This window comes from Amycolatopsis deserti (assembly GCF_014653945.1).
GTDB classification, from domain to species: Bacteria; Actinomycetota; Actinomycetes; order Mycobacteriales; family Pseudonocardiaceae; genus Amycolatopsis_E; species Amycolatopsis_E deserti.
In genome coordinates this window covers 490,641-510,552 of sequence record NZ_BNAU01000004.1, presented here as the reverse complement: position 1 = coordinate 510,552, position 19,912 = coordinate 490,641, and the positions used below count along the sequence as shown (strand labels likewise).

Sequence of the window (19,912 nt, the reverse complement as noted above, 5' to 3'; positions counted from 1 at the left end):
CACGGTAGCGACGTTAGCCCCCGGGACGAAAGAGCGCAGCACCTCACGGCACGTCCAGTGTCGGTTACCACACGTGCTCGTGAACGACTCCGCGCCGATCGCGCGGGGGCCGCCTCATATGCTCGCGGGTACGCGTCGAAGGAGGTCGGTGTGGCTGAGCGGGAAGAGCTCACCTGGGATTTGTTCGGTTCGGCCAGCCGGGAGCTCGCCCAGCAGGTGGCGGACAGCGGGTACGAGCCGGACGTGATCCTGTCCATCGCCCGGGGCGGGCTGTTCGTCGCCGGCGCGCTCGGCTACGCGCTCGACGTGAAGAACCTGCACGTCATGAACGTCGAGTTCTACACCGGCGTCGGCGAGCGGCTGGAGCTGCCGGTGATGTTGCCGCCGGTGCCCAACGCCGTGGATCTCACCGGGGCGAAGGTCCTGGTGGCCGACGACGTCGCCGACACCGGCGCGACGCTCAAGCTGGTGCGCGACTTCTGCGCCGATCACGTCGCCGATGTGCGCTGCGCGGTGGTGTACGAAAAGCCCTGGTCAGAGGTGAAGTGCGAGTACGTGTGGCGCCGCACGGACCGGTGGATCAACTTCGCCTGGTCGACGCAGCCGCCGGTGATCCGCCGCGAGGGGCAGGTGCTGGACGCATGAGCGACTTGTTGGACGGTGCCGCCGAGGCGGCGAGGGAGGTGCTGGCGGCATGAGCGACCCACTGGCGCCCCTGCTCGAACTGGAGGGCGTGGCCGAAGCGGCGAAGAAGGCGCAGGACGCGGTCTTCGCCGTGCACCGGCTCCCGGTGAACCTGCGTGGCGGCTCGGCCACCGCGGCGGAGGCGTCGGTGCGCGGCGCCCGGGCGTCGGCCGCGCTGGACGGCGCGGACCCGGAAATCCCCGCGGACGCCGAGGTGAAGGACCCGATCTTGGCTGGCGCGCTGCGGGTCGCCTCGGCGAGCGAGTCGCTGCTGCCGACGTGGCGCCGCGCGCCGCGGCAGGCGCTGGCGCGGATGCACGTGCTGGCGGCCGCCGATCTGGTGGACGACCAGAACGCGCTGGGCCGTCCGGGTCCGGCCGCCGGGGCCCGGCTGGACCTGCTGACGCAGCTGGTCACGGGCGCGACGTCGGTGCCGGGCCCGGTGCTGACGGCCGTCGTGCACGGCGAGCTGCTGAGCCTGCGACCGTTCGGCACGGCGGACGGCGTGCTGGCCCGCGCGGCCGCGCGCCTGACCATGACAGCGACCGGCGTCGACCCGAAGGGCCTGACCGTCCCCGAGGTGGCGTTCTTCCGCCGCGCGGCGCGGTACCACGAGGCAGCGGCCGCCTTCGCGACCGGACAGCCCGCCGGAGTCCGCGAGTGGCTCCTCTTCAACTGCGAAGCGCTCGAAGCCGGCGCCCGGGAGGCCAAGAGCATCGCCGACGCCGCCGGCTGATCCGCGCCACGGACGACTCCTGGAGGCCGCTGCCGGGTGGGGCTCACCCCTGGCCGCGGCCGGAAGGAACTGCCTGCCACGGCAGCCTGTCGCGGTGGGGACTCACCCCTGGCCGCGGCCGCAGGGCCCCGCTGCGTGGCGCACCAGCGACCCAACTCCCCGCGGCGGTCGCATACGGGACGGTCGCGATCCGATTCCTTGCCGCAGCCGCAGCCGCAGGCGCAGCCGCAGCCGCAGCCGCAGGCTCTTTGGCGATGCGTCAGCTCTGCCAAACCCCGGTCCCCGGCCAGCTTCCCCGCCCAGGTGCAGTCGGGTGCTTCCGGGGAAGTGCGAATCCCGGTCCCGGCCTAGTTTTGCTGCCCAGGTGCAGTCGGGTGCTTCCGGGGTAGTGCGAACCCGGGCCGCGGCCTAGTTTTGTTGCCCAGGTGCAGTCGGGTGCTTCCGGGGTAGTGCGAACCCGGGCCGCGGCCTAGTTTTGCCGCCCAGGCGAACCCCGGTCCCGGCCTAGTTTTGCCGCCCAGGTGCAGTCGCGTGATTCCGGGGAAGTGCGACGCTCCCAGCGCACCTCCCCGGGACCGCGCGACCTCAGGTCGTCGCGCAGGCGAGCAGTGCCTCCCGCACGTGCCCACCGTTCGCGGCCAGCATCTCGGCCGCCGTCGCCGCGTCGACCCCGCACAGCAGGTGCACCAGCGCGACCTTCAGGTCACCGCCGGCCTCGGCGAGGGCTTCGGCGGCCTCCCGCTCGTCCGCGCCCGTCGCCTCCATCAGGATCCGCAGCGTCCGGCCGCGCAGCTTCGCGTTGGTCGCCCGCAGGCTGACCATCAGGTTCGAGTACGTCCGGCCGAGCTTGATCATCGTGGCCGTGGAGAACGCGGTCAGCAGGATCTTCTGCGCCGAGCCCGCCTTCATCCGCGTCGACCCCGCGATCACCTCCGGCCCGGTGTCCACCGCGATGAACACGTCGACTCCCGCCGGCCGCACCGCACGCGCGTTGCCCGACACCAAGCCGGTCGACGCGCCGAGCCGGCCGGCCGCCTGCAGCGCACCCAGCACGAACGGAGTGCGGCCGGACGCGGTCAGACCCAGCACGAAGTCGCCGGCCCGCACCGAAGCCGCCATTTCCGCGGCGCCCGCCGCCGCGTCGTCCTCGGCGTTTTCGACCGCTTCACGCAGCGCCCGGTCGCCGCCCGCGTGGTGCGCGACGAACCAGTCGGCGGGCACGTTGAACGTCGGCACCAGCTCGGCGGCGTCCAGCGTCGCCAGACGACCGGACGTCCCCGCGCCGACGTAGTGCACACGATGGCCGGTGCGCAGCGCCTCCACCGCGTGATCGACCGCGTCCGCCAGCTCGGGCAGGATCTTGGCGACGGCATCCGGGACCCGGCGGTCCTCGTCGTTGATCATGGTCAGGATGCCCAGCGTCGACATCCGGTCGATCTCGGTGGTGCGGGGGTTGCGCTGCTCGGTCGGGGAATCGACGTGGACCACCTGACTCGGCACCGTCATCATGCGTCTCACCGTTTCCTTCGTGCTCACTTTCCGGTCTCTCGCGGACGCCTCCGGCCGTCCGGTCGCACGCCGAGGCGGTGGCCGCCGACGGCGTCGCGAGTGGCTTCCAGCGCGGCGGACGCGCTCTCCATGTGGCGCTGCGCGACCCCGATGAACAGGCAGTCGATGACCGTGAGCTGGGCGATCCGGCTCGCCGTCGCGCCCGAGCGGAAGGTCGTCTCGCGGGCGGCGGTGGTCAGGACGTAGTCGGCGACCTCGGTGATCGGCGAACGCGGGAAGTTGGTCAGCGCCACCGTGGTCGCGCCGTGCTCGCGGGCCACCCGCAGCGCCTCGACGGTGTCGGTGGTCGCGCCCGTGTGCGAGACGCCGATGGCGACGTCGCCGGCGCCGAGCACCGCGGCCGAGGTCAGCATGATGTGGGTGTCCGACCAGGCGAAGCAGACGCGGCCGATGCGGTGCAGCTTCTGCTGCAGGTCGGCGGCGACGAACGCGCTCGCGCCCACGCCGTAGACGTCGGTGCGGCCGGCGTTCGCCAGCAGGTCGATCACGCGCTGCAGGGTCGCGATGTCGAGCTGGTCGGCGGTTTCCTCGACCGCGCGCGCGTCGGCGAAGCTGACCTTGCCGACCACCGCGGCCAGGTCGTCGTCCACGGCGATCTCGCCGCCGAGGTTGCGGGTGGACCGCGCCTCGGTGCGGGCCGTGTCGGCGGCCAGCGCGATGCGCAGCTGCGGGTAGCCGCCCACGCCGACGGCCTTGCAGAACCGGGTCACCGTGGTCTCGCTGGTGTTCGCGGCCAGGGCGACCTCGGTGATGGAGCGGCGCGCTACTGCGGACGGGTCATCGAGGACGACCTTGGCTACGCGCTGTTCCGCCCGGGCCAGCCCGGGCAGCAGCGAGCGGATCCGGACCAGGGGGCTGGTTTCGGACTCGCGTGCGGCCGAACCGATCCCGTTCGGTGCCTGCTCGGTTACGGAATCGGTATCCGTTTCCGTGGGAAAGTTACTAACCGTAGGCATTTGAGACAAGGTTACCCACATCCTTAGGGATGATCGCAACTCGTCCGCCCCTGCACGGCCGAGTCGCGGTGACTCAGTTGCCCGGAAAGTCGCCAACTACGTCGTGGTTGTTAACGTCATCAAGTTAACGACTTGGCAACTTCCGGTGGTTCCCGAAACAGCCGACGATCGCCGGTGGCTCCCGCTCGCGTCCCAGTGATAGGGACTCGTCTGCCTCGATGGTATGACGCGAGACGTCACACTTTCAGTACCGATGGAGCAGCCGGCAGGTAGCTCAGCGTGATGGACGCCGGTGTCCGAAATTCGTTGGTGCTGGTTACTCGCACACCGACCGGTTACCCGGGGCACGTCGCTCGCGCAAAGATCACCTGTCCGGCCGCGGGCAAATCTGCCGACAGCCGGCGCTCACATCGCTTCGGCCAGCGCGCTCGCCCACTTCTCGCGGGCCGGGTTGATCGAACCCCAGTTCCGAGTCGGGTGGACGCGGTTGGTCAGCAGGATCGCGAACGACCGGGACACCGGGTCGATGACCAGCGAGGTGCCGGTGAAGCCGGTGTGACCGGCGGTCGTGGGTGCGGACAGCGCGCCCATGTAGAACCGCTGGTCCAGCTCGAACCCGAGGCCGTGGGCGTGACCGGGGAAGGCCTGGTTGTAGTCGGTCAGCATGTCCCGCACGGTTTCCGGGCGCAGGATCCGGGCGCCGCGGTAGGCGCCGCCGTTGAGGATCGCCTGCGCGAGCACCGCCATGTCCGGTGCTGTGGAGAAGATCCCGGCGTGACCGGAGACCCCGCCGAGCGCCCACGCGTTCTCGTCGTGGACCTGGCCGCGAACCATGCCCCGCGGCGGATCCGCCTGGAACTCGGTGGCCGCGATCCGGTCGAGCTTCTCGGCGGGCGGGTTGAACGCCGTGTCGGTCATCCCGAGCGGCTGCGTGATCCGGTCGCGCACCACGACGTCGAGCGGTTGTCCGCTGAGCCGCTCGACGAGGAAGCCGAGGGTCATCAGGTTGATGTCCGAGTAGAGGTACGTCGTGCCCGGCTGGTTCGTCAGCGGGCTGTCGAGCACGGCCTTCCGGCGGGACGGAATGTCCGGGTAGCCCTGCCACAGCGACGGACGCGGGTCGGCGGCCAGGCCCGAGGTGTGCGTGAGGAGCTGCCGCACGGTGACGGACTGTTTGCCGTTCGCCGCGAACTCGGGCAGGTACTGGGCGACCGGCCGGTCCAGCGCGACCTTGCCGTCCTCGACGAGCTGCATCACCGCGAGCGAGGTGAACAGCTTCGTGATCGAGGCCATGTCGAAGATCGTGTCGGCGCGCATCGGGACCTGCTGTGCTGGCGGCAGCTCGGCGCCCGCGGCGTCGGCGTACCGGAGCGCGCCGCCGGCCACGGTCTCGTCGACGATCACCCCGTCGTGCGCGAGGATCCCGACCGCGCCGGCGAAGTGCGGGTGCCCCGTGGCCGGGTCCGGCTTGGTCCAGTCGGTCACGAACTGCTCGGCGGCGCGCAGTGGCGCGGGATCGAGCCCGACGTCGCCGGGCAGCCCCGGACGCAGCACCGTGTCGGGCGGTGCGAACTCGTACTGCGGACGATCGATCCGCCCGGTGTAGGCCTGCTCGGTGATGGTGGTACTCGCTCCGGGAACGGTCAGGGCGGATACGGTCAGCACCGCCGCGACCAGTAGTTTGCCCGTTCGCATGCCGCCCTCACCAGTAGAGCAGGTGGGGACGGCGGCGGACGGTGAACTCGTCGAGCTCGGCCTGCCAGGACCCGACGATCTCGTCCACTCCGGCGCCGCGGTCGACCATCGTGCGCACCCGGTCGGAGCCGGTCAGCTTGTCGATCCCGTTGTCCGCGCGCCAGCCGAAGATGTCCGGGTGCAGCTTCTTGGCCGTCACGAGCATCCCGACCGCCGTGCGGATGGCGTCGAACGCGGCCGGGTCGGTGACTGTCACCTGCACGCCGCCGCAGGTCTGGTTGACGAACTTGCTGAACGTCGGCACGAAGTAGGTCTCCCGGAACCGCACGCCCGCGAGCCCGAGCGCCGTCAGCTCGTCTCGCCACCGCCAGTCGATGCCGGGCGCGCCGATGATCTCGAAGGGCCGGGTCGTGCCACGTCCCTCGGAGAACACCGTGCCCTCGAACATGCCCGTGCCCGGGTAGACCAGCGCGGTGTCCGCGGTGGGCATGTTCGGACTCGGCGGCGTCCAGGTCAGCCCGGTACCGGCGAAGAACGTGTCCCGGCGCCAGCCCTCGACCTGCACCACCTGCAGGTCGGCCAGCCGCACACCCTCGGCGGGCAGCAACTCGGCGGCGAAGTACTTCGCCAGCTCGCCGACGGTCATGCCGTGCTGCTGCACGATCGGTTTGAGCCCGACACCGGAGGCGAACTCCGGGCGCAGCATCGGGCCGTAGGCCTTGCCGCCGATAGGGTTCGGCCGGTCGAGGACGACGAAGGCGGCCCCGGTCCGGCCGGCCGCGACCATCGCCGTGTACATGGACCAGATGTAGGTGTAGAAGCGGGCGCCGACGTCGGCGATGTCGAAGACCACCGTGTCCACACCGGCCTTGGTGAACATCCCGGCCAGCTTCGCCGCGTCCGCGCCGTACGCGTCGTACACCGGGATGCCGGTGCGCGGATCCGTGTAGTCGCCCTCCGAGCCGCCGGCCTGGGCGCTGCCCCGGAACCCGTGCTCCGGCCCGAACACGGCGACCGGCCGGACACCGGCGGCGATCATCGAGTCGACGATGTGATCGCCGTTCTCCAGCACACCCGTCGGGTTCGACAGCACCCCGACCTTGCGCCCGGCCAGGGAGCGCCAGCCCCGCCGGGCGAGCGCGTCGGCGCCGGTGACGACCGGTCCGCGCGCCCCGGACCGGATCGCGGGCGCAGGTTCCGCGAGAGCGGACCCGCCGGTCAGCAGGGGTGTCGCGAGGGCGCCGGTGACCAGGAACCCGCGCCGGTTGAGCCTCACCATGTCAGTCCTGTGCCGAAGGGGTAGCGGATCTGGCCGGCGTCGTCGCCCGCCGGGACGTCGACGGGCAGCTTGCCCTGTGGTGCGATCTCACCCTTGAGCACCTTGGCCAGCGAACCCATCGTCACATCCCGCCAGTCGTACGTCGCCACCCAGGTCGGTACGTCGGCGTAGCCCGGGTCGTACGGCTCCTGGATGCTCACGGCGATCACCGGTTTCCCGGTCGCGAGCAGTTCACGCACGAGGTCACCCTGGCCGGTGTCGCTGCGCAGGCCGTTGGTCAGGACGACGACCGTGTCCGCTTCGCCCGCCGCCGCGACCGCCTCGGCGATCTTGGCCGCGGTCGGCTTGGCACCCGTCGAGACGGCCGTGCCGCCGAGCCGTTCGGCCAGCGCCCGCACCGGCTCCGCCGGGTAGCCGGGGTAGTTCGGGTTGTTCCAGCCGGTCACCAGGACCTTCCCGGGGTTGCGCAGGGGGAGCAGTCCGGCGTCGTTGCGGAGCACGGTGGTGGTGCGGTCGGTGAGGGCCTGGACCTTCTCGCGGTTGGCCGCGCTGCCGACGACCTGCTTCACGGCTCGCGTGTTGACCAGGGGGCTGGCGACGATGCCGCGCTTGTCCTTGAGCTTGAGGATCCGCAGCACGCTCTGGTCGATCCGGTCTTCGGTCAGCCGCCCGTTCTTGACCGCGTCGAGCACGCTGTTGATCGCCAGCGCCAGGTCCGGCGGCATCAGCATCTGGTCCACCCCGGCCTCCAGCGCCAGCACGGGGATCTCCGCGTCGCTGTGCATCTGCCGCACCCCGGCCATCTGCAGCGAGTCGGTGACGACCACACCGTCGTAGTGCAGCTCGTCGCGCAGGATCCCGGTCAGGATCGGCTTGGACAGCGTCGCGGGCTCGCCGGAGGGGTCGAGGCTGGGCACGGTGATGTGCGCGGACATGATCACGTCGGTGCCCGCGTCGATCGCCGCCCGGAACGGCGGCAGGTCGATCTGCCGCCACTGGTCCGCGGTCCGGTTGATGACGGGCAGCCCGGTGTGGCTGTCCGTGGCGGCGTCACCGTGGCCGGGGAAGTGCTTGGCCGCGGCGGAGACGGTCTCCGTCGCCGGCCCGGAGTTCTGGTAGCCGTCGACCTCGGCTGCCACCAGCTCGCTGGTCAGCGCCGGATCGGCCGAGAACGACCTGGAGCCGATGACCGGGTTGAGCGGGTTGGAGTTGACGTCCGCGTCCGGCGCGAAGTCCTGGTTGATGCCCATCGCCCGCAGCTCGTGACCGTTCACGGTGGCCAGCGTCCGCGCGTCTTCGGCGCTGCGACCGGCGCCGACGGCCATGTTCGAGGGGTACTCCGTGGCCGGCGCGGCGATGCGGGTGACCCGGCCGCCCTCCTGGTCCGTCGAGACGATCAACGGGACCTTCGCGCCCGAGGCGAGCGCGGCTCGCTGCAGTCCGTTCGAGAAGCGCGCGACCTGCGCCGGGTCGTCCACGTTGTCGGTGCCGGAGTTGTTGAAGTAGATGACGCCGCCCGGGTGGAACCGCTGGACGACCTCCGCGGGCGTGTCCACCCCGTACTTCTTGCGGTTGCCCTCGTCGGCCTGGTCGGCGGACTTGCCCCAGACGTCGGCGACGAAGAGCTGCCCCACCTTCTCCTCGAGCGACATCCGCCGCAGCGTCTGCTCGGCCCAGCCCTCCTGCCGTCCGCCGGGTGCGGCGGAGGCCGCGCTGACCGCGCTCACGCCGAGAACACCGACGACGATCGCGGCAAGCACATGATTCCTCCGGCGCATCGCGAAACCTCCCCTGAAGACGATCACCGGCGGATGGAGCCGGCATTGGGGGAAGCTACTCAGTCGCTCCGGAGCAGGTCAACGATTGCCTTACTTTCGGAGGAGCCCGAAAGTGGCTTTCGGCCGCTGTCACTCTGGCGGGCTAATCCCTTGGACATAAAAATGTGCGGGCGCCGCCAGCGACATCGCTAGCGGCGCCCGCCCGCGCGGACCGCTCGGGTGACCAAGCTGCAACTCATGTCGTACCCACGGGGACTCGGCGTCCGGCGTCCCGGTACGCAGTCCCTCGACGACAAGCCTCCCGCGGCGCGCTGCGCGTGGGTGCCCGGAGTCCGCGCACGGAGGTCTTCGGGGAGGAACGAGACTTCTCTTCGTCTCATCCTTGGCCGAACAACGTCCGCACTTCACTTTGTACCCAGTGACCGTCGTCACTTCAAGGGGTTGGACGGGTGCACCGGTACAGACGCTCGATCCGGTGATGCGGGCACCCTGAGCGACTAGACTTCTATGCTCCGCCACGGCGTTTGCGCGTCAGCCCGTACCACGTCACGCCCGCGGCGGCGACCGCCCCGAGGCCCAGGCCGACCGCCAGAGTCGCCGGTGTCGGCGCCGGGAAGCGGCTCCGCAGCGAGACCGGCTTGCTGAACTCCAGCACCGGCCAGCCGCGCTCGAGCGCGGTCCGGCGGAGCAGCCGGTCCGGGTTCACCGCGTGCGGCTTCCCGACCGTCTCCAGCAGTGGGACGTCCGTGCTGGAATCGGAATAGGCATAACACGCGGCGAGGTCGTACCCGTTTTCCGCGGCCAATTGTTTCGCGGCTACCGCTTTTTGTTCGCCGTAGCAGTAGAAAGCGATTTCGCCGGAATAGCGGCCGTCCACCACGCCCATTCTCGTCGCGACGCTGCCGGTCGCGCCGAGCATCGCCGCGATCGGGGTCACCACCTCGTCGCCTGCGGCCGAGAGCACGATCACGTCGTGGCCCTCCGACTGGTGCCACGCGATCAGCTCGGCGGCCTCGGCGTAGACGAGCGGGTCGACGATGTCGTGCAGCGTCTCGTTCACGATCGCCCGCACCTGGGCGACGTCCCAGCCCGTGCACAACGCGGAGATCTCGGCGCGCATCCGCTCGGTCCGGTCCTCGTCCGCGCCGGAGAGCGAGAAGACCAACTGCGCGTACGCGCTCTTCAGCGCCGCCCGCTTGCTGATCAGCCCCTCGCGCAGCAGCGGCTTGCTGAAGGCCAGCGCGCTGGAGGACGCGATGATCGTCTTGTCCAGGTCGAAGAAGGCCGCGACACCGGTTCCGGTCGCGGCGGGCTGTTCGCTCGGCGGCGAGCTGGGAGGTTCTGCCACGGCTTCAGGATAGGAGCAGGCCGTCCGGCGGGCGGTGAGGTGACCACCAATGGTGTCGTCCGGTCGGAAATTCGTTGCCGGCGCGGGAAATCGATTGCCTGGGCCGTTACCGAATTGTGGGTGCCGCGGGAGGAGTTCCGGGCCGGTTCCCGGAGTTACAGTGGAGCGCATCCGGTGTTCCCACCGGCGGTTCAGTCCAACCCCCCGGGGCTGAACCCTCGGCGACCCCCGCCCCTCCCCCCTGGCGGGGGTCGCCCCTTTCTCCGCGCGCGGGCGCGGATCCTGCCACAGCGCACCGACGATTCCGCTCGCCCGAGCCGATCCGGGCGCGAGTTGTCCACATGACCCCAGTTGTCCACAGGCGCCGCCGGAGCTCCTTGTCGCGGCACGGCGCGAGCACGACCGTGGAGTCAGGTCAATCACCGATCACTCCTGGGGGCCGTCATGGACCACGCTCGACCGCTCGTCGTCGCCCACGACGAAGTCATGCTCGACGAAATCCTGCGCGTCGCCGCAGCCGTGGGCTGCGAGACCCAGCGCGAACCCGACCTGCTCGCCGCGCGGCCGCGCTGGCCGGACGCGCCGCTGGTGCTGGTCGACGAGCAAGCCGTCGACGGTGACGTCGAGCTGCCACGGCGTCCGGGCGTCCTGCTCGTCACCAAGGGCGCGCCGGATTCCCGTACCTGGCAACGAGCTTTCCGGGCCGGTGTCGAGGGTGTCGTGTCGCTGCCGGACGACGAGACGACGCTGGCCGCCGCACTCGCCGACGTCGTCGACGGGCCGGGGCTGCCGGGCGGGCGGATCATCGGCGTGCTCGGCGGCCGCGGCGGTGCCGGGGCGTCCGTCCTGGCGGCGGCCACCGCGCTGGCCGCGTGCCGCACCGATCCCGGCGGACTGCTGGTGGACTGCGATCCGCTGGCCGGCGGCATCGACGCGTTGCTCGGCGCCGAGAACACCGAGGGGCTCCGCTGGCCCGAGCTGCGGCCCGGAGCCGGGCGGCTGTCGATGCCCGCGCTGCTGAAGTCACTGCCCGAGTTCCGGTACCGCGGTGCGCGGTTGCCGTTCCTGTCCTGCCACCGCAACGGTGACGGGCCGACCGGGCAGGGCGTGGCTGCGGTGATCGAGGCCGGGCGCCGGGCCGGGCGGACGGTGGTGTGCGATCTGCCGCGCCACCTCGACGGACCGGGCCTGGCGGTCATCGCGCGAGCGGACCTGGTGGTCGTGGTGATCCCGGCGGAGATGCGGGCCTGCCTGGCCGCCCGGCGGGTGGTGAAGCAGCTCGGTGATCCGGCCGGCCGCGTCCGGCTCGTCGTGCGCGGACCGGCGCCGGGCGACCTCGAGCCCGGCGTCGCGGCCGGGGCGGTCGGGCTGCCGCTGCTCACCTCCATGGCGGCCGAGCGCCAGCTGGACCGGGAAGTCGAACGGGGCAACTTCAACCCGCGGCCGGGCGGTGCGCTGCTGGAGACCGCGCGGCTGATCCTGGCGCAGACCCAGCCGAAGCAGGTGCTGGCGGCGTGAACACCGAGCTGGTCGAACGGGTCCGTCATCGGCTGGCGGGTGCCGGTGCCGGCATGGACCCGGTGACGGTGGCGGACGCCGTCCGCGCCGAGGCCGGACGTCCGATCGGGCACACGGAACTGCTCGAAGCCCTGCGGCTGGTCCGGCAGGAGCTGGCCGGCGCTGGTCCACTGGAACCGCTGCTCGCCCTGCCCGGCGTCACCGATGTGCTGGTCACCGGCCCGCACGAGGTGTGGGTCGACGGCTCGACCGGGTTGCGCCGCGTCGACGTCCACTTCTCCGGCGAGGAGTCGGTGCGCCGTCTCGCGCAGCGGCTCGCGCTGGCCGCCGGGCGGCGGCTCGACGACGCCCAGCCCTACGTCGACGGCTGGCTTCCGGGGCTCGGGCCGCACGGCCGCGTCCGCCTGCACGCCGTGCTGCCCCCGATCGCGGCGGACGGGACGTGCGTGTCGCTGCGGATCCTTCGTCCCGCCGTGCATGACCTGGCCGCGTTGCGAGAGCTGGGCACGTTCGGGGCCGAGGGTGCGGAGCTGGTGGAGTCGGTGGTCGCCGCCCGGCTGGCGTTCCTCGTCACCGGCGGCACCGGGGCGGGCAAGAGCACCCTGCTCGCGGCGATGCTCGGGGCGGTGTCCCCGGGCGAACGGATCGTGTGTGTCGAGGACGCGGCCGAACTCCAGCCCGCGCACCCGCAGTTCGTGCGGCTGACCGCGCGGCCGCCGAACGTCGAGGGCGCCGGCGAAGTCAGCCTGCGGGACCTGGTGCGGCAGGCGTTGCGGATGCGGCCCGACCGGCTCGTGGTCGGTGAGGTGCGTGGCCACGAAGTGTGTGAGCTCCTCAATGCGTTGAACACCGGTCATGACGGCAGCGCCGGAACGCTGCACGCCAACTCCACGGCGGAGGTGCCCGCCCGCCTGGAAGCGCTTGCCGCGCTGGGTGGTCTGTCCCGCTCCGCCCTGCACAGCCAGCTCGCCGCCGCGGTTCAGGTCGTGCTCCACATGCGCCGGTCCGCGTCGGGACAACGGGAGCTGGCCGAGGTCGGTGTGCTGAGCCGGAGCGACAACGGCGATGTACGCGTGCTTCCCGTTTGGAAGGACGGCGGGTGGACCAAGCGGCGGGTGCTGTTCTCCGCATTGCTGTCCCACGGAGGCGGGCCGTGCTGACCCAGTCTCTGGCCTGCGCTGCCGCGGCTGCCTTGTGCTGGCCTCCGGTGAGGGGCTCGGTCGTCCGGCTGCGCGCGCTCGCTCCGTCGGTGCGGCGCCGCGGCATGCCGAAGCCGCGGAAGGCTTTCGCCCTCGGGCTGGTGCCACTGCTTTTCGTCATGCCGCCGATGGTGTGGGCGGCAGGCGCCCTGCTGGGCTGGGCCGGCTGGCGCCACTGGCACGCACGCCGGCGATCGAAGTCCGGCCTGGCGATACGGCGCGCGATGGCTGAGGCGCTGCACGCGATGGTGGTGGACCTCCGCGCCGGCGCCCCACCCGCACTGGCCGCCGAGTCCGCCGCGGCCGACGCAACCCGCCCGGTCGCGGAGATCCTCGACGCGGTGGCCGGTGCCGCGCGCCTCGGCGGGAACGTCGCGGAAACGCTGGCAACGGTCCCGACGGCCGAGCCGTTGTCCGCGGCCCGGGCGCGACTGGTGCGGGCGTGGTCGCTGAGCCAACGGCATGGCCTCCCACTGGCCGACCTGCTCGACGCGGTGCGTCGGGACATCGTCGCGGAGCTGAGGTTCACCAGCCAGGCGGAGGCAGCGATGTCCGGTCCCCGCGCGAGCGCGATGGTCCTCGCCGCCCTACCCGGATTCGGGCTGCTGCTCGGCGAAGGCATGGGCGCCCACCCGGTCCACGTCCTGTTCGCCACCAGCAGCGGCAACGCGCTCCTCCTGCTCGGCACCGCGCTGATCATCGCCGGCAGCACGTGGAGCGCGCACCTCACAAGACGAGGAGCCCTGCGATGAACACATTCGCCCGCCTTGCCCCCACTGCCGGACGTAGCACCGACCGGCCGAGACGCCCTCTCTTCCGCCACAACCCTTCTTCGCCCCGAGCGCTGCTGCCTTCATTCACCACCGCGAGTGCCGTCGCACAGATCGTGAGCCGGGGAGTGCGGCGATGAGCACGGCCGCCGTCGTGGTCGCGTTGCTCGGCGCGGCCTTGCTGACCTTGCCGGGCAGGCCGATCCCCGGTCTGCGGCTGGCCCACCTCTTCCCGTCGCCGAGAGCGCCCGCCCGGATCCGCTCGCGCCGGCCGAGAAGCGATCCGCTCGACCTGGCCGCGACGTGGGACCTGCTGGCCGCCTGCCTGCGGTCCGGGCAACCCGTGCCGGCCGCGCTGCGCGCCGTGACCGACGACGTGACAGGTCCGGAAGCAGACGCACTCCGCGCCACAGCCGGCCTGCTCGAACTCGGCGCTGACGCGGCCGAGGCATGGGCCCCCGCGCTCGACTGTCCCGGGACGGCGGAGTTCGCGCGTGCGGCCAAGCGAACCGCGCGCAGCGGAACCACCCTCGCCGACGCGGCCACCGGCCTCGCCCGGGGAATCCGCGCCTCCCTCGGCGACCGAGCCGAGGCGCGGGCGCAGCGCGCGGGCGTGCTGATCGCCGGCCCGCTGGGGCTCTGCTTCCTCCCGGCCTTCGTGTGCCTCGGGGTCGTCCCCGTGGTCCTCGGCCTGGCCGGACGTCTCAACGTGTTCTGACCCTCCACAACAGACAAAGGAGAACTCTCGTGTTGTTCCGCACCAAGCCCACCGGCCGCCACGCCGCCCCGGCCCGCCCGCGGTGGTGGCGCCGCTGGTTCCGTCCGTTCGTGGCCGCTGACGACGGCATGAGCACCGCCGAGTACGCGATCGGCACGATCGCGGCCGCGGCGTTCGGCGCTTTGCTGTATTCCGTGGTCACCGGAGACTCGGTCGTTGCGGCGTTGACCGGGTTGGTCGAGCAAGCGCTGACGGCGGAGTTCTGATGACCACCCGTCCCCGGGCCGGCCCGGGGGACCGCGGAGCGGTGACCGTCGAAGCGGCGATCGCACTGTGTGCCCTGACCGTCGTGGTCGGACTGGTGCTGGCGGGCTTCACAGCCATCGCGAGCCAGCTCCGCTGCGCCGACGCCGCCCGGGAGGCCGCACGCCTCCTCGCCCGGGGCGAACCCCAACTGGCCGCGCAGGCCGTCGAGCAGATCGCCCCACCCGGCGCGTCGCTCGCGGTGAAGACAGAGGGCGAAAGCATCACCGTCGAAATCCGGGCCGCACCGGCGGGCGGCTTCCTCCCCGGCCTCCACCTCACGGCCAATGCGTTCGCCATCCTCGAACCAGGAGTAGCCGATGCACCTCCCTGACCTGATCCGAACGCCCGGTCAAGGGGAAGGCGCCGCCCCGAGCAGCCCGGACCGGCCCCGCCCGAGCGAGGCGGGGATCCCGCCACGAACAGAAGGGGAAGGCGCCGCCCCGAGCCCGGACCGGCCCCGCCTGAGCGAGGCAAGGATCCCGCCACAAACGGACCGAGGTGCGGCGACCGTCTGGGCCGCCTGCGCCATCGCCGCGCTGGTGGCCGTCGCGGGGTTGCTGTGGGGACTCGGCTCGGCGGCGATCGCCCGGCACCGGGCTGGCGGGGCGGCCGACCTCGCGGCCCTCGCGGCCGCCGGACAGGCCGGCCACGGAACCGACGCAGCCTGTGGGCGGGCCCATTGGGTCGCCGACCGGATGGGGGCGCGGATGGTGAGTTGCCGCTTCGAGGGGTGGGACGCCCTCGTCGAGGTAACCGTCGACACCGGCCTCGGCCCCGCAGCAGGGCGAGCCCGAGCCGGCCCCTGAGAACGGCTCGGCCCGGCGGCGGGGCTGGCCCGCTCCGGCTCCTGAGGACGGCTCGGCCCGCGGGGCTGGCCCGCTCGGGGCCCTGAGGACGGCTCGGACTCGTGCGGGTTCGCATGGGTTTAAAGGGTGCGTTCCTACACCCTGCGCCTTTGAGCCCTGCGGCCCTGGGCCGTGCGCCTCTGCCCCCTGGGGCCAGTGCGCCCCTACGCCCCTGCACCTCTGGGCCCTGCGCTTCTGGGTCCTGCGGCTCTGGGCCGTGCGCCTCTGGCCCCTGGGGCCTGTGAGGCCTTGCAGCCCTGCGCTCCTGGGGCTCTGGGCTCTGGGGTCCTTGCGGCCCTGCATCCCCTGCGGCCCCCGCCCCCTCGGGCCCTGTGCCCCTCCGCCCATCCAGCGCTGCGCCCCCAACCCCTCGCCCCTGTGCCCTCACTCTCCAGCCCTGCGCCTCTGCGGCCCTCAACGGGCCGGCTCCCGCCGGGCGCCGAGGGGCCTGCCGGGCCGTGGTGCGACGAGCGGTCGGTTCCGCGCCGAACGGTCGGTGTGCTGCCGGAGGTTGGGCGGTCGCCCTCGCGCGCCGAGCGGTCACGGCGCGTGTTCGGGGCTAGGGGCGATCCCGGGTCGGAAACCGTTGGTATGCAGGAGAAACGTGTGCTGGAGATCACGATTGACGATCAGCCCGGTCGGCCGCTCGTCGTCCGGCGTCATCCGCCGAGCGGCGTTCGGCCGGGCCGAGCAGGGGCTCGTCACTCGTCGCCTCGGAGCGGCCGGTTGTCGCGCGGCGGGTTCCGGCACTTTGCAACTTGCCGTTTATTGGACACCAGACAGCCACCCGGAGCGGTGGAACGAGCAAGGAGTTGTGGACGGAAATGTTGGACACGGATTGGTCGGACAGCTGGCGGGGCGCCTTCCGCATCGAGCTACGTGCGGAGGCCATCGGTCTCGCCTGGCACGGGTGGCCGGTGCTGCCCGGCACCTTTCCGGCGCAGGCGGACGCCGCGGGCCCCTGGACCGGCCCGGTGCCCGTCCACGAGGACTGGGCCGACCGGCTCGGCGCCCACCCGAACGAGGTGGCCGGCTGGTGGACCGGTCAGCCCTACAGCCTGCTCGTCGCGACCGGCACCGTGCTGGACGCCGTCGAGGTCCCGGATGAGCTGGGCAAGCGCGCGGCCCGGCTGCTCCGCGCCACCGGCCACCCCGCGCCGATCGTCGCGACGCCGGATGGTCGCTGGCTGTTCCTGACCACGGTCGCCGACCGCATCCCGGAGGAGCTCGTCACCGACGGCGAGGTCCGCTGGCACGGCCAGGGCAGCTGGATCCCGCTCCCGCCCACCCCGTTCCAGCACGGCGTCGTGCACTGGCGGGTCAAGCCGGACGTGTGGGGCTGGCGGCTGCCGTCCGCCAAGGCCGTGCACTCCGTGCTCGCCCGCGCGCTCGACCAGCGGGGTGCCGACCGGACTGCCCTCGTCGGCGCCGGTCAGTTCGCCGCAGCCTGAGCCACCCCGTGGTCGTGCCGGGCACTGTGACGACTCACCGCCCCGAGCACGGTTTCCAGCACGGCCACCGCCCCCGCCTTGTCCAGTGGGTCGTTACCGTTCCCGCACTTCGGTGACTGCACACAGGACGGGCATCCCGCCGGGCACTCGCAGGAGATGATGGCCTCCCGCGTAGCGGCCAGCCAGGGGACAACAGCAGCGAAACCGCGATCGGCGAATCCCGCGCCTCCGGGATGGCCGTCGTGCACGAACACCGTCGCCTCCCCGGTGTCAGCGTGCAACGCGGTCGATACGCCGCCGATGTCCCACCGGTCGCACGTAGCGAAGAGCGGTAGCAGGCCGATCGCCGCGTGCTCGGCGGCGTGCAGGGCGCCGGGGATGCGCGCCGGATCCAAACCGGCGCCCCCCGGCGCCCCGCCGACCTCCCAAGTCCCGGCACCCTCCGACGGGGCCTCCGGCACCCCGCTGGCTACCCGGGCGCTGGTGGCCCGGCGCCCCCCGCTGGCTTTGCGGGCGGCGGAGACCTGCCGCGCCGCGGGGGTCTCTCGGGCGCTGGTGGCTTCCCGCGCTTCGGCGATGGCAGAGGGGCCGGGGAGTTCTCCGGTCCCATGGGGTTGCTGGGAGTTGGTGTCTTCCCGCGGCAGGCTGGTTTCCCGGGCGTCGGCGATTTCTGCGGGCGGGGAAATCTCGCTCGCTTCGGCGATAGCCGAGGGCTCGACGGCTTCTCCGGCCCCGCGGGAGTCTTGGGAGTTGGTGCCTTCCCGGGGCCCGCCGGCCTCCCACGCACCGGTGGCTTCCCGCGCTTCGGCGATGGCCGAGGGGCCGGAGAGTTTGCCGGCCCTGCGGGCCTTTTGGAAGCTGGCGCCTTCCCTTGTCCCGCCTGCCTCCGAGCCGCCGCTCGGCCCGCCAGGCTCTGGTGCCCCGGCGATTTGCGGAGGGCCGGCTACCTCTGGTGCCCGGCGGGCTTCGAGGAGCTCGGGGCTGATTGTGTACCAGACCGCCCGCGTTTCCAGCGTTTGCGCCGGTAGGTCCAGCGCTACCTGGTCCAGCACCTCACCCGAGGGGCGGCGCCGCAGGTAGCCCACCACCTGCGACGTCACCGCGACCTCGCCCAGGCACACCGTCACGCCGCCGTAGTCCAGCCTCTCCTGCGTGTTCAGCACCGCGATGTCCGCGACCTCCCTGGCGGACGTCGTCCACTCCGGGTCTTCCGCGTGCACCAGCGCGATGCCCGCCTCCAGGTCCAGCTCGTCCACCACGTACGACGAACCCTGGTGCAGGTACACCGCCCCCGGGTGCACCGTCGTGCACGCCGAACCCGGGTCGACCGTTCCCAGCAGCCTCGACGTGTCCGCCTCGACCACCGCGATCTGCTCGCCGCCCGAACCGCGGATGTCCACCTCGTAGTGCGGGCGGTCCCGCGACGTCCAGTACCAGCCGCTCGGCCGGCGGCGCAGCAACCTGTCCGCCACCAGCCGGTCCAGCACCTCGCGCGCCGCCGCGCCGCCGAACGTCTCCAGCTCGCCCGTCGTCAACGGCAACTCCGCCGCCGCGCACGCCAGCTGCGGCGCCAGCACATACGGGTTCGACGGGTCAAGCACCGCCGCCTCCACCGGCCGCTCCAGCACCGCCTCCGGGTGGTGCACGAGATACGTGTCCAGCGGATCGTCCCGCGCCACGAACACCACCAGCGCGTCGTCACCCGACCGGCCGGCCCGGCCCGCCTGCTGCCAGAACGACGCCAGCGTGCCCGGATACCCGGCCAGCACCACCGCGTCCAGCCCCGCGATGTCCACCCCCAGCTCGAGCGCGTTCGTCGTCGCCACGCCCTTGAGCTCGCCCGACAACAGCGCCCGCTCCAGCGCCCGCCGCTCCTCCGGCAGGAACCCCGCCCGGTAGGCCGCCACCTGACGCGGCAGCTCACCGTCCACTTCAGACAACAACCGTCGCGCGCCCAGCGCCGTCAGCTCCGCGCCCCGCCGCGACCGCACGAACGCCAGCGTCCGGGCGCCCTCGATGACCAGCTCCGCCAGGATCCGGCTCGCCTCCGCCCCGGCCGACCGGCGCACCGGCGCGCCGTGCTCCCCGCGGTGGTCCTCCATCAACGGCGGCTCCCACAGCGCCACCGTCCGCGCCCCGCGCGGCGACGCGTCCTCGACCACCGGCACGCAGTCCGCGCCGACCAGACGGCAGGCGAACTCGCCCGGCTCGGCCGTGGTCGCCGACGCCAGGATGAACACCGGCGACGACCCGTAGTGCCGCGCCACCCGCTGCAGCCGCCGTAGCAGCAGCGCGACGTGCGACCCGAACACGCCCCGGTAGCTGTGGCACTCGTCGATCACGACGTAGGAGAGCTTGCGGAACAGCCGCGCCCACCGCGAGTGCGCGGCCAGGATGCCGCGGTGCAGCATGTCCGGGTTCGTGAACACCCACCGTGCGTGCGCCCGCACCCAGTCGCGCTCGGCCATCGGCGTGTCCCCGTCGTAGGAGGCCGCCCGCACGCCCGGGATGTCCAATGCGGACACCGACCGCAGCTGGTCGGCACCCAGCGCCTTGGTCGGCGACAGGTACAGCGCGCACGCTTTGTCGTCGGCCGCCAGCGTCGAGAGCACCGGCAGCTGGTAGCACAGCGACTTGCCCGAAGCCGTGCCCGTGGACACCACGACGTGCCGCCCCGCGAAGGCCAGCGACGCCGCCTCCGTCTGGTGCGCCCACGGCCGCTCCACCCCGCCCGACCGCAGGGCATCCACCACGCGCGGATCCGCCCACGACGGCCACTCGGTGTGCCGCGCCTCGCGGGCGGGCAGATCGGCCACGTGGGTCACCGGGTTCTCCGGGATCCCGGCGGTGACCCGGTGCAGCAACCGCCGCGCACGCTCGGTTTCCGCCATGACTTCCACGGTATCCAGCTTCGCACAGGTGTACGACAGAACCGCTCTCGTGTGAAAAGATCATGAACCGTGAGCAGGCTCACATGTACCCAGCGTGATCGTTACGGGACGCCCTGACCGCGCCGGATCCAATACCAATACACTCCGGGCAACCGGCACCACTTGTGGT

16 protein-coding genes and 1 pseudogene are annotated in these 19,912 nt (G+C 72.2%); 10 read left to right on the top strand and 7 right to left on the bottom strand.

All coding sequences use genetic code 11. From position 1 onward, the window contains the following. The first annotated feature begins 150 nt into the window (after nt 1-150). Entirely contained in the window at nt 151-645 is a 495-nt protein-coding gene (locus tag IE290_RS20410; protein WP_191246196.1) for a phosphoribosyltransferase, read from the top strand. A 49-nt stretch (nt 646-694) separates the two neighbouring features. Next, nucleotides 695-1,420, top strand: a complete 726-nt coding sequence (locus IE290_RS20405) for an oxidoreductase (protein ID WP_191246195.1) — start codon at nt 695-697, stop codon at nt 1,418-1,420. Nucleotides 1,421-2,005: 585 nt separating this feature from the next. On the opposite strand, the gene IE290_RS20400 is transcribed toward IE290_RS20405, so the two are convergent. The 6 genes and pseudogenes from IE290_RS20400 to IE290_RS20375 form a co-directional block, all read right to left on the bottom strand. Next, complete coding sequence (locus tag IE290_RS20400) at nt 2,006-2,929, bottom strand: N-acetylmuramic acid 6-phosphate etherase (protein WP_191246194.1); 924 nt, start codon at nt 2,927-2,929, stop codon at nt 2,006-2,008. A gap of 23 nt (nt 2,930-2,952) precedes the next feature. After that, complete coding sequence (locus IE290_RS20395; RefSeq protein WP_191246193.1) at nt 2,953-3,945, bottom strand: MurR/RpiR family transcriptional regulator; 993 nt, start codon at nt 3,943-3,945, stop codon at nt 2,953-2,955. A gap of 408 nt (nt 3,946-4,353) precedes the next feature. Continuing rightward, nucleotides 4,354-5,640 (bottom strand): annotated as a pseudogene (locus IE290_RS20390) (serine hydrolase domain-containing protein); the annotation flags it as partial. A gap of 7 nt (nt 5,641-5,647) precedes the next feature. Then, nucleotides 5,648-6,916 (bottom strand): exo-beta-N-acetylmuramidase NamZ family protein, encoded by a 1,269-nt coding sequence (locus IE290_RS20385; protein WP_191246352.1) that lies wholly within the window; start codon nt 6,914-6,916, stop codon nt 5,648-5,650. Then, entirely contained in the window at nt 6,913-8,697 is a 1,785-nt protein-coding gene (locus IE290_RS20380) for a glycoside hydrolase family 3 protein (RefSeq protein WP_229874616.1), read from the bottom strand. Before IE290_RS20380 ends, IE290_RS20385 begins: the two co-directional genes overlap by 4 nt. Nucleotides 8,698-9,202: 505 nt before the next feature. Beyond that, nucleotides 9,203-10,045 carry an HAD family hydrolase gene (locus IE290_RS20375; RefSeq protein ID WP_191246191.1) on the bottom strand — a complete coding sequence of 281 codons (843 nt, stop codon included), beginning with the start codon at nt 10,043-10,045 and terminating at the stop codon, nt 9,203-9,205. Nucleotides 10,046-10,489: 444 nt separating this feature from the next. On the opposite strand from IE290_RS20375, the gene ssd reads away from it, so the two are divergent. The 8 genes from ssd to IE290_RS20335 all read left to right on the top strand — a co-directional run bounded on the left by ssd (nt 10,490) and on the right by IE290_RS20335 (nt 16,852). Next, complete coding sequence (ssd, locus tag IE290_RS20370; RefSeq protein ID WP_191246190.1) at nt 10,490-11,563, top strand: septum site-determining protein Ssd; 1,074 nt, start codon at nt 10,490-10,492, stop codon at nt 11,561-11,563. Continuing rightward, entirely contained in the window at nt 11,560-12,723 is a 1,164-nt protein-coding gene (locus tag IE290_RS20365) for a TadA family conjugal transfer-associated ATPase (RefSeq protein WP_191246189.1), read from the top strand. Before ssd ends, IE290_RS20365 begins: the two co-directional genes overlap by 4 nt. A gap of 47 nt (nt 12,724-12,770) precedes the next feature. After that, nucleotides 12,771-13,514 (top strand): type II secretion system F family protein, encoded by a 744-nt coding sequence (locus tag IE290_RS20360; protein WP_229874615.1) that lies wholly within the window; start codon nt 12,771-12,773, stop codon nt 13,512-13,514. A gap of 154 nt (nt 13,515-13,668) precedes the next feature. Next, on the top strand, nt 13,669-14,250 hold the full coding sequence (locus tag IE290_RS20355; RefSeq protein ID WP_191246188.1) for a type II secretion system F family protein: 582 nt from the start codon (nt 13,669-13,671) through the stop codon (nt 14,248-14,250). A gap of 29 nt (nt 14,251-14,279) precedes the next feature. Then, nucleotides 14,280-14,516: a DUF4244 domain-containing protein gene (locus IE290_RS20350; RefSeq protein ID WP_191246187.1), complete on the top strand. Its 237-nt coding sequence runs from the start codon at nt 14,280-14,282 to the stop codon at nt 14,514-14,516. Continuing rightward, on the top strand, nt 14,516-14,887 hold the full coding sequence (locus IE290_RS20345) for a TadE family type IV pilus minor pilin (RefSeq protein WP_191246186.1): 372 nt from the start codon (nt 14,516-14,518) through the stop codon (nt 14,885-14,887). Before IE290_RS20350 ends, IE290_RS20345 begins: the two co-directional genes overlap by 1 nt. Continuing rightward, complete coding sequence (locus IE290_RS20340; RefSeq protein ID WP_191246185.1) at nt 14,874-15,362, top strand: Rv3654c family TadE-like protein; 489 nt, start codon at nt 14,874-14,876, stop codon at nt 15,360-15,362. Before IE290_RS20345 ends, IE290_RS20340 begins: the two co-directional genes overlap by 14 nt. An 863-nt stretch (nt 15,363-16,225) precedes the next feature. Then, nucleotides 16,226-16,852, top strand: coding sequence for a bifunctional DNA primase/polymerase (locus IE290_RS20335; RefSeq protein ID WP_191246184.1), 627 nt, complete (start codon nt 16,226-16,228; stop codon nt 16,850-16,852). Here IE290_RS20335 and sftH read toward each other — a convergent pair. Beyond that, complete coding sequence (sftH, locus tag IE290_RS20330; RefSeq protein ID WP_191246183.1) at nt 16,834-19,743, bottom strand: DEAD/DEAH box helicase; 2,910 nt, start codon at nt 19,741-19,743, stop codon at nt 16,834-16,836. The two genes, IE290_RS20335 and sftH, sit on opposite strands and share 19 nt — an antisense overlap. Nucleotides 19,744-19,912 lie beyond the last annotated feature (169 nt).